Annotated in this window: 7 protein-coding genes; 1 reads left to right on the forward strand and 6 read right to left on the reverse strand. The window is 61.2% G+C overall.

The genetic code is table 11. The features are described 5' to 3' along the window. The first annotated feature begins 18 nt into the window (after positions 1-18). On the forward strand, positions 19-1,668 hold the full coding sequence (locus tag GNZ12_RS22065; protein ID WP_172313623.1) for an amidohydrolase: 1,650 nt from the start codon (positions 19-21) through the stop codon (positions 1,666-1,668). A 69-nt stretch (positions 1,669-1,737) separates the two neighbouring features. On the opposite strand, the gene GNZ12_RS22070 is transcribed toward GNZ12_RS22065, so the two are convergent. From GNZ12_RS22070 to GNZ12_RS22095, 6 genes are all read right to left on the reverse strand, one after another. Beyond that, positions 1,738-3,060: a type II toxin-antitoxin system HipA family toxin gene (locus GNZ12_RS22070; RefSeq protein WP_172313625.1), complete on the reverse strand. Its 1,323-nt coding sequence runs from the start codon at positions 3,058-3,060 to the stop codon at positions 1,738-1,740. Further along, a complete protein-coding gene (locus GNZ12_RS22075; RefSeq protein ID WP_172313627.1) occupies positions 3,057-3,380 on the reverse strand; it encodes a helix-turn-helix domain-containing protein in 324 nt (107 codons plus the stop codon). Before GNZ12_RS22075 ends, GNZ12_RS22070 begins: the two co-directional genes overlap by 4 nt. Positions 3,381-3,584: 204 nt before the next feature. Further along, positions 3,585-5,267, reverse strand: a complete 1,683-nt coding sequence (locus tag GNZ12_RS22080; protein ID WP_172313629.1) for an FAD-dependent oxidoreductase — start codon at positions 5,265-5,267, stop codon at positions 3,585-3,587. Between the two features lie 142 nt (positions 5,268-5,409). Next, entirely contained in the window at positions 5,410-6,663 is a 1,254-nt protein-coding gene (locus tag GNZ12_RS22085) for a DUF3734 domain-containing protein (RefSeq protein WP_172313631.1), read from the reverse strand. Positions 6,664-6,673: 10 nt separating this feature from the next. After that, positions 6,674-7,456 (reverse strand): 3-hydroxybutyrate dehydrogenase, encoded by a 783-nt coding sequence (locus GNZ12_RS22090; protein ID WP_172313633.1) that lies wholly within the window; start codon positions 7,454-7,456, stop codon positions 6,674-6,676. A gap of 28 nt (positions 7,457-7,484) precedes the next feature. Beyond that, positions 7,485-8,294, reverse strand: a complete 810-nt coding sequence (locus GNZ12_RS22095; protein ID WP_172313635.1) for an acetoacetate decarboxylase — start codon at positions 8,292-8,294, stop codon at positions 7,485-7,487. Between the last annotated feature and the right edge of the window lie 318 nt (positions 8,295-8,612).

Here is an 8,612-nt window from a genome sequence, read left to right on the forward strand (position 1 = left end):
CCTTCTGACATGTTCGAAATGACAAATTTTTCACACGACGCTGCGCAAGCAGAATTGCGTTACCGCGACTGCATCTTCGTCAACGGCGTGGTTTATACCGGCGGCCTGAATCCGTCTTTCGAGGAATGCCTGGCTCTCCGCGATGGACGCATCGCCTATGTGGGCAGCCTTAATGGCATGCCTGACGAACTGGGCACTCAAGAAGTCATTGACTTACGCGGCCGGATGATCGTACCTGGCTTCACCGATTCGCATGCGCATCCTGTCGAGGGATTTCAATTGACATGCGACGCCGATCTGGGCAGCGCCGATTCGCTGGAGACGATCGTCCATGAGGTTCGCCAATGCGCAGCGTCGCATCCTCAGCGTAGTTGGGTCATGGCTGGCAATGTCGTGCTCGCCACGCTGGGGCCGCATCTGAACCGCGTGACGCTCGATACGATGGTCGCGGATCGCCCTCTGCTCCTCCTCGGACACGACGTGCATTCCGGCTGCCTGAATTCGGCCGCGCTGCGCGCAATCGGTGTGGCGGCCGACACGCCGGATCCCGACGGCGGTATTTACGAGCGCGATGAACACGGACATCCGACCGGCGTTGTGCACGAAGCGGCGTTGTACCGACTGTTCAGACACCTGCCTCAGTTAGGCCCCGACGAGTGCGCACTCGCGATGAAAAAGGCGCTGCACCAGGCACACCGGAACGGCATCACAGGCTGGTTCGAAGCGTTTGTTGGCCAGCAACTCGTCGATGGTTACGTGCGCGCCCGCGACAGCGGCGAACTGAAAGCGAACGTCAGCCTCGGATTGCTTGTGTCGCCCGGCATAGAGCTCGCCGGCCAGATTCGCAAGCTGGTCGAATGGCGTCACAACCATGATGGCGGGCGTGTCCGGCTGCATACCGCGAAGATTTTTATCGATGGCGTGGTGGAAAGCCGCACAGCCGCGCTGCTGAACAACTACGCCGATGCTGACCACCATGGCGGCGCCCACTGGGACGTCGCGGAGTTGCGCGAAGCCGTCTTTGCTGCCGACGCTGCAGGCTTCGATCTGCATTTCCATACGGTCGGCGACCGGGCCGTGCGCATGGCGCTCGATGTACTCGATGCGCTGCAACGCGAACGCGGCCCGCGCGATCGTCGGGCACAGCTGGCACACGTGCAGATGATCGACCCCGCCGATGCGCCGCGTTTCGCGCAGACAGGTGCGATCGCATCGATCCAGACGGTCTGGGCAGATGTCCCGCGGGAACAACACGCGCTGTTCACCCAACTGGTCGGCGCAGAACGAATGAACCGGATGTATGCGTTCGGCGATCTGCATCGCAGCGGTGCGATGCTGTCCGGAGGTTCGGATTGGCCGGTGTCGACGCAGAATCCGTTCGTCGCAATCGAAACGGCAATCCGGCGGGCCGCGCCCGGCGATACGCGGGGCGCGGCGTTTCTGCCCGAGCAAAGCGTCGACCTCGCGACGATGATGCAGGCCCATACGCACAATTCGGCGTTCAGTTTGCGCTTCGACGATCAGGCTGGGTACCTTGCGGCGGGACGGCCGGCGTCGCTTGCGATTTTGAGCGACGACCCGCGCGACGTCGAGCCGGCTCGAATCTCGAAGATCGACACTTTGATGACGCTGTTCGAAGGAGAGGCGGTGTACGGCAGCCTCGATTGAAACGCGCGATGCTGTCTGGCGCGAGGCAAGAAAGCGCAGCGGCGCTTACCCAGCTTGCCGCACGTGGCCCTATCGAGACTTGTGGCTGAAAGCACCGTCGACATTGGCGTAGGGATTCGCCTCCTTGCGCCGGGCTGCCGCGTCAGGATCGGACATACCCATCTGCTCGCGCAACGGCGCCGGAGTGGTCTTTCCTGGTTTGGCGTCGGGCTTGATATCTTCGAGCCCGCACCCCCACGCGTTCAACATGCCCTTTGCAACCTCGCGGAAGCTCGGATGACTGCTCGCGTATTCTTTGACCATCGGCGCGACCTTGTGCACTGCGCTCGTGATCCGCTCACGCGCCTCGTCCATGTCTGCCTTGCTCAACCCCAGCCGCGCGCCCCCATATGCCGCCAGCATGCTGCCAGAAGCCCACACGCGTTTGCCGTGCAGCGTCAGCGCCGGCAACTGCGTAGCGTACTTCGGGTAGACGGTTCCACTGAGAACGTCATAGACCGGCGCAAGCCGAACATCATCGATGCCGGTGTAGACAAGCGCGAAGTTCTTCAGATGAGCATCGGCATTGTGAATTGCGTAGTTCAGCAGTATCAGCGTGTAGAGACGCCGGGCAGTATCCTTGAGCGCCGCGCGCAGCACGTAGCTGTTGGTGAGCCTGGCGAGGTCCTCCAGCGACCCCTTGTACTTGTTGACGGCATCGTTGGGTTTGAGCGCGCAGTAGTCCTCGACCGCCAGTATCTGGCCATCCGCCGAGTGGTCAAAGCGACGCACGGCGAGAACCTGCCCGTCGTCGGACAATCTTGCCTCGGGCACCTCAAGGCCGGCTTCGCGAGCCACTTCGAGGCACAGATATTCGTTGATCGCGAGCCCCGGCAGGTCTTCGAAACCGGTCTTCAGGATGAACCCGTCGGTCCACACCGTTGCTTTGTCGCCTGGCCGAACGAGCGCCTTTGGCATGACGCCCGATATCCCTTCCGCGACTCCGCCTTCAAGCAGGCGCAGAAGGTTGTCGCGCGAGTCGGCCGACGCGAGTAGTCCCGCCATGTCGGCGTTGCTGGCGGCGACCGCAGGCGTGACGCCTCGCGGGACCACCTGAACGCGCCCGATCGTGTTCGCGCCAGTGAGCGCAAGCAGACCAAAATCGCTCACGTCAGCGTGCGGGCCAAGACGACGGATCATCAGGTCCTTCTTGAATCCTTCCGGCAGATTCATCTGGAAGAAGGGATGCAGCGTCTTCCAGTCGTACGACGCCGCACGCACGGGCATGAGCAGGGAGACGAGGCTTGTCGGCGGAACGTCAGGCAGGTAGGTGAAGACGTACTGGCCCGCCTCCTCGGTCAGCGTGCCCACCTGCCGGCCGCTCGCATGGACGTCGAGGCTTGCGCGGCTCATGACTTGCCCTCAGTCGCCTTCAGACGTTGCAAGGCGTTCGCGCGCACGCGCTGGCGCGGCGGCGTGTCGTCTGAGTCGGCGGACTCAATCAGGACGTCGTCGAGCGTGCGCTGATGGCCAGGCCGACGGGCTATGAGTTCCAGCCCGACCGCGTCGAAAAGACTGAGCATCTTTACGGCACCTATTTCAGGCAACGTCCCAGTCTCAAACATGCTGATGCGACCGCGCGTCACGCCGCTCATATCGGCAACCTGTTGTTGCGTCAGGTTGGCAGCCATACGGGCACTGCGGAAGGCCTCTCCCAGTTCGGCAAGGTTCATGTTCCATATCCAGTACATTATCGCGTGATGTTCGGATAATGTATCGTATATTGAACATTGCGGCGATGCAAGTAATGTCACGTATTTGAGACATTAAGGTCTCGTTTTCTTATAACGTTCACTATACGAGACATTAAAGCGGTTGCCGAGGGCAGTCCGGCGCGGCCGGTCTGGCCTCCGGACTGCTCCTTGTCAATGCGGTCTTCACGGGGGCGGCACACCACTTGCAAGATATTGATGTACGGCCTGAATGGCGGCTGCCCCCTCGCCCACGGCAGCCGCCACTCGCTTGACGGAACCACTCCGCACATCACCGGCTGAAAAGATGCCGGGCCGGCTTGTCTCGAGATCATGCGGCGGCCGATCCGCGGTCCAGGTGTCGCCGGTATCGGCACCTGTCAGCACAAAGCCATCCTTGTCCAGGGCGACACACTCGCCAAGCCACCGGGTATTGGGCTCGGCGCCAAGAAAAAGGAAAACGTGCCGGATGGGCCTGGATTCGATCTGCCCCTGCCGATCCCACTTTATCGCCTCGAGTTTCGATTCACCGCATAACTCGACGATCTGTGTCTTCGTGTGAAGCGTGATGTTGGCCGTCGCGTTGATCCGCCTGATCAGGTACGCCGACATGCTTGCACTGAGTTTGTCGCCTCGAATAACGACGTGGACATGACGCGCGAACCTCGCAAGAAATACCGCAGCCTGTCCGGCCGAATTCCCGCCGCCCACCACGATCAACTCTTCGTTGTTGCAGAACGCGCCCTCCATGAAGGTCGCACTGTAGTAGACGCCGCGCCCCTCGAAATGCTCAAGACGGAAAAGGTCGGGCTTTCGATAGCGCGCGCCGGTGGCAATGACGACAGCGCGCGCGTAAACGCGCTCGTCATGGTTCAGGCCGATCTGAAACGATTGACTGTCCGTGCAGTCGATCGTCAGTGCCTCGATGGGCACGCCGACCTCGGCGCCGAACTTGCGGCATTGAGACAGGCCGCGGCCGGCCAGCGCCTGCCCGGATATGCCGGTCGGAAAACCAAAGTAATTCTCGATCTTCGAACTGGTGCCGGCCTGCCCTCCCGGCGCTTTGGCATCCAGAACCGCCACCTTCAATCCCTCTGATGCGGCATACACCGCGGCCGCGAGCCCTGCGGGTCCCGCGCCCACTACAACGAGGTCGAAGTGCTCGCCATTGAGCCTGTCCGGACTCAGGCCGATTGCATCGGCGACGGCCCGGTGGCTGGGTTGTGTCAGCACGACGCCTTGCAACGTGATCACAACCGGAAGGTCAGTTTCCGTTACGCCATAGCGCGTCAGCAATTCTTTGGCCTCGGGGTGCTCGACGATATCGAAGTAGGCCGAAGGTTGACCGTTGCGGCTCAGGAAGTGGCGCAGGCGTAGCGTGGGAGCCGAGGATGTACTGCCAATCACCATCACGCCGACGTGTTCCCCCTGAATGAAAGCGACCCGGCGCAGGATATAGGCGCGCATGATCGTTTCGCTTAACTCCGCTTCAGCGATCACGAGCGCGTGGAGTGATTCCTCATCGATGACGATGACTTCGCAATCGGAAAGGGCGCGTGTTGTTGCCACCGCGGCCCGGCCGGCGAGCGTGCCAACCTCGCCGGTGAAACTGCCGGGGCCATGAGTGCCCAGTGATCGGGGACCCTCAACGGAGTCTCGGATCGCATCGATCGTTCCGGAAAGAATGACGTACATCCCGGTGTGCCGGTCGCCTTCGGAATAGAGGATGTCGTTGGTTTTCAGCTTGCGCCGCTCGCCATATCGCTCCAGTATCGCCAGCTGCGTTTCGTCCAGCGTGGGATAGACCTGATGGTGGCGGCTGCCGCCTGACGACAGCTCGTTGGGCTTGCCGGAAGAGGCTTTGGTCATGGCGAACTCCGTCGAGTCAACACGGTCTTTGTCGTGGAACGGCTGCATCCACTATGCCTATGATATCTCCGGTTGCGACACGCGATCGGGCGATCACCCAATAAGCGACCGCCCAATACGCATCAGTTCAATACGCGCCCGTTCAAGCCGCGACTTTTTGTTGCCCGCCGAGAGGCAATTCAGGAATGTCACGGTCAGACTGCGGCACGGAGCCAAGCCGGCGATGGACGTCATGCGTCACGAAACCCTGTTCGCGGCTCGGCACATCGAACCACTCCCGATGAGCAAACGAATCGCGGATATCTTCGAGACCGCTTTCCCAATGCTCGCGCATCGTGTCGACGCTGAACTCGTAGTCTTTGTAATGCCCCTCATAAGGCTTGTTCTTGTAGATAAGGTGCACCACATTGATCGCACTGCCGTCGGCCGCCTCTTCAGCGAGACGGAATAGCGGATCGGCCCTGCGCAGATCGGATGGGACGTGCGCGAGCAGTTCCTTGATGAAACGTGCATGCTTCTGGCGATCCGCCAGCATGTTGGTAATCGCCCGCGTACGGCTCGAGTACTGAATGTCTTTGGCACGCTCGGACACGTCGAGGAAGTCCCCCGGTGCATTGCCTCGCGCGCTCCACAGATCGACCTGAAAAATCAGCGCATCCTTGTGCTCGGCATCGCGAAGCACCTCGGTCAGCGGCGTGTTAGAAACCAGGCCACCGTCCCAGTAGTATTCGCCGTCGATCTCCACCGCCGGAAAACCTGGCGGCAACGCCCCCGACGCCATGAAATGCTCCGGTTGCAAGCGCATTTTCGTGTTGTCGAAGTACACCAGGTTGCCGGTCTGCACGTTCACCGCGCCCACCGAAACCCGGATGTCGCCATCATTGATGCGATCGAAATCGGCGAACTTCAACAAGGTTTCCTTCAGCGCGGCCGTGTTGTAGTAGCTGACCGCGTTGGGGATCTGCTTGCCGAAACCGGCCATCGGCAACGGCACACGCGGAGAGAAAAAGCCCGGCTGGCCCTCCGTCAACGCGCGCCCGGCTGCCCACATGCTGGCCCACTTGCGCGCCAGGTCTGGCAGCCCGAGTCCGGGCAGCGTCCACGCGCCCAGGCCACCGAGCCAGTCGGATGGATGGCAGATCGAATTCCAGAAACCGCGTAACGCTTCCACACGGTTCTCCGGCGCATTGCCGGCGATGATCGCGGTGTTCAGTGCGCCAATCGAGACGCCGGCGATCCAGTTCGGTTGCACTCCGGCCTCGGCCAAACCTTCAAAGACGCCTGCCTGGTAAGACCCGAGCGCGCCGCCGCCCTGAAGCACCAGGGCAATTTCGTCGTAGCGCGGCAGCACGAATGCATCCGGCTGCCGGTTATTTTCTTTTGTGCTGCTGCGCATACGCGACCCCTTATTGCATTGACCAGCCGTGGCTGACGATCACCGACTGGCCGGTCAGCGCAGACGATTCGAAGCCCGCAAGGAAGGCAACCGTATTGGCCACATCCTCGACCGTGGTGAATTCACCGTCGACCGTTTCCTTGAGCATGACGTTCTTGACGACTTCCTCTTCGGAGATACCCAGCGCCTTCGCCTGCTCGGGAATCTGCTTATCGACGAGCGGAGTGCGCACAAAGCCCGGACACACCACATTCGCCCGCACGCCGCGCGGGCCGCCTTCCTTCGCGACCACCCGGGCCAGTCCCAGCAAACCATGCTTGGCCGTCACATAGGCGGACTTCAGCTTCGACGCTTCGTGCGAATGCACCGAGCCCATATAGACGATCGAGCCGCCCTTGCCGCCCGCGTACATATGCTTGATCGCCGCCTTCGTCGTGAGGAAGGCGCCGTCCAGGTGGATCGCCAGCATCTTCTTCCAGTCGGAAAACGCATACTCCTCAATGGGCGCGACGATCTGAATACCCGCGTTCGACACGAGCACATCGATGCTGCCGAGTTCCTGCACCGCGCGTTCGATGCCGCTATTGACCGCCTCTTCGTTGGTCACATCCATGGCGACTGCCAGCGCCTTGCCGCCCGCTTCCACGATGCTGTTCGCCACCTTCTGCGCGTTCTCGAGATTCAGGTCGGCGATCACCACCGCGGCGCCGAGGCTGGCCAGTTTGCGTGCGCACTGCTCACCAATACCGCTCGCGGCGCCGGTCACCAGCGCGACTTTGTTGTTCAATGACATGTTGCTTTCCCTATCGATTGACTGATCGTTATAGATTGACCGCGAGCTTCATGCCCTCGCTCTCGCTCTCGCTCTCGCTCTCGCTCTCGCTCGTGGCCAGATAATCGAGCGCAACCTCGCCGATGTCCAGCGTGAGATTGGCGATCACATGCCGCGCGCTGACAACGCGCTTCACCGGCAGATCGGCGACGGGCGCCAACGCGTGCGGATGCAGTTCGAGCGCGGCTGGGCCCGACCACGCGCCGAGCACGCTCACGTCGCGCAGGAAGAAGCGTACGAGCTCACACACGCGTGGCGAACCGTCAACGTGCGGAATCACTTTCAACAGGTAATTCGGCGTCTCCGCGAGCTTCTTGCGTTCAACCTCGATGTCGAGCGGCACATGCTTGAAGCCCATCGTGCCGGTTGCGATACGTTGTGTGCCGTAGTCGAGCGTGCCGAGCAGCGTGTCGTTGCCATCGACGCTCAAGGTCGGCCGCGCCAGCTTCTTCGGAAAGCCCCAGATCTCCCGGCCGCCGGCGATCGGGCCTTCGTCATCGAGGTACATCGAATGCGTGTAGTTGGCGAGGCGCCCTTGCTCGTCGCGCACCGAGATGACCTGGCCGCTTTCGGTGTAGTCACCAAAGCCCGACGAGTCCGGCATGCGAATGAATTCGTAATGTACGAGATTGTTTTCCGGATGCAGCGGCTCCGGCACGATGGCGCGCAGCGCATCGAAATCGGTCTCGTATGAAATGATGAAGTATTCCCGGTTGATAAAGCGGTACGGCGGCCGGGGATAGGCGGGATTGTGAACAGGCATCGCAAAGGCGTCTTTGCGGATCGAAGCGAGGTTCATGAGACTCCTTATGACTGACGGCGCATGCAGCGCCGGTGCAATGGTAGAGGCAATGCTCACATGAGACGTACAACTGTTTCCCAAAACACTGTTAACCAGAATGCAACACTGGCGCTGGAACTTTGGCCGTGTCAGCACAGTCGGCGCGCGTTCGAACGCGGGTTCCGCCTTGTCGCGGTACCTCACATGCTATTTCCTGGGAGCCGTGGACTTCGTGAATTCGATGCGGATGTTGAACAAGCTGTTGCTGACGGAAGCGGGTCGAATCGGTCGGGATCGGTGCCCCTGATTAAGGAGGAGTCCGATGGGCATTCTCGC

The organism is Paraburkholderia solitsugae, assembly GCF_013177695.1.
GTDB lineage: Bacteria > Pseudomonadota > Gammaproteobacteria > Burkholderiales > Burkholderiaceae > Paraburkholderia > Paraburkholderia solitsugae.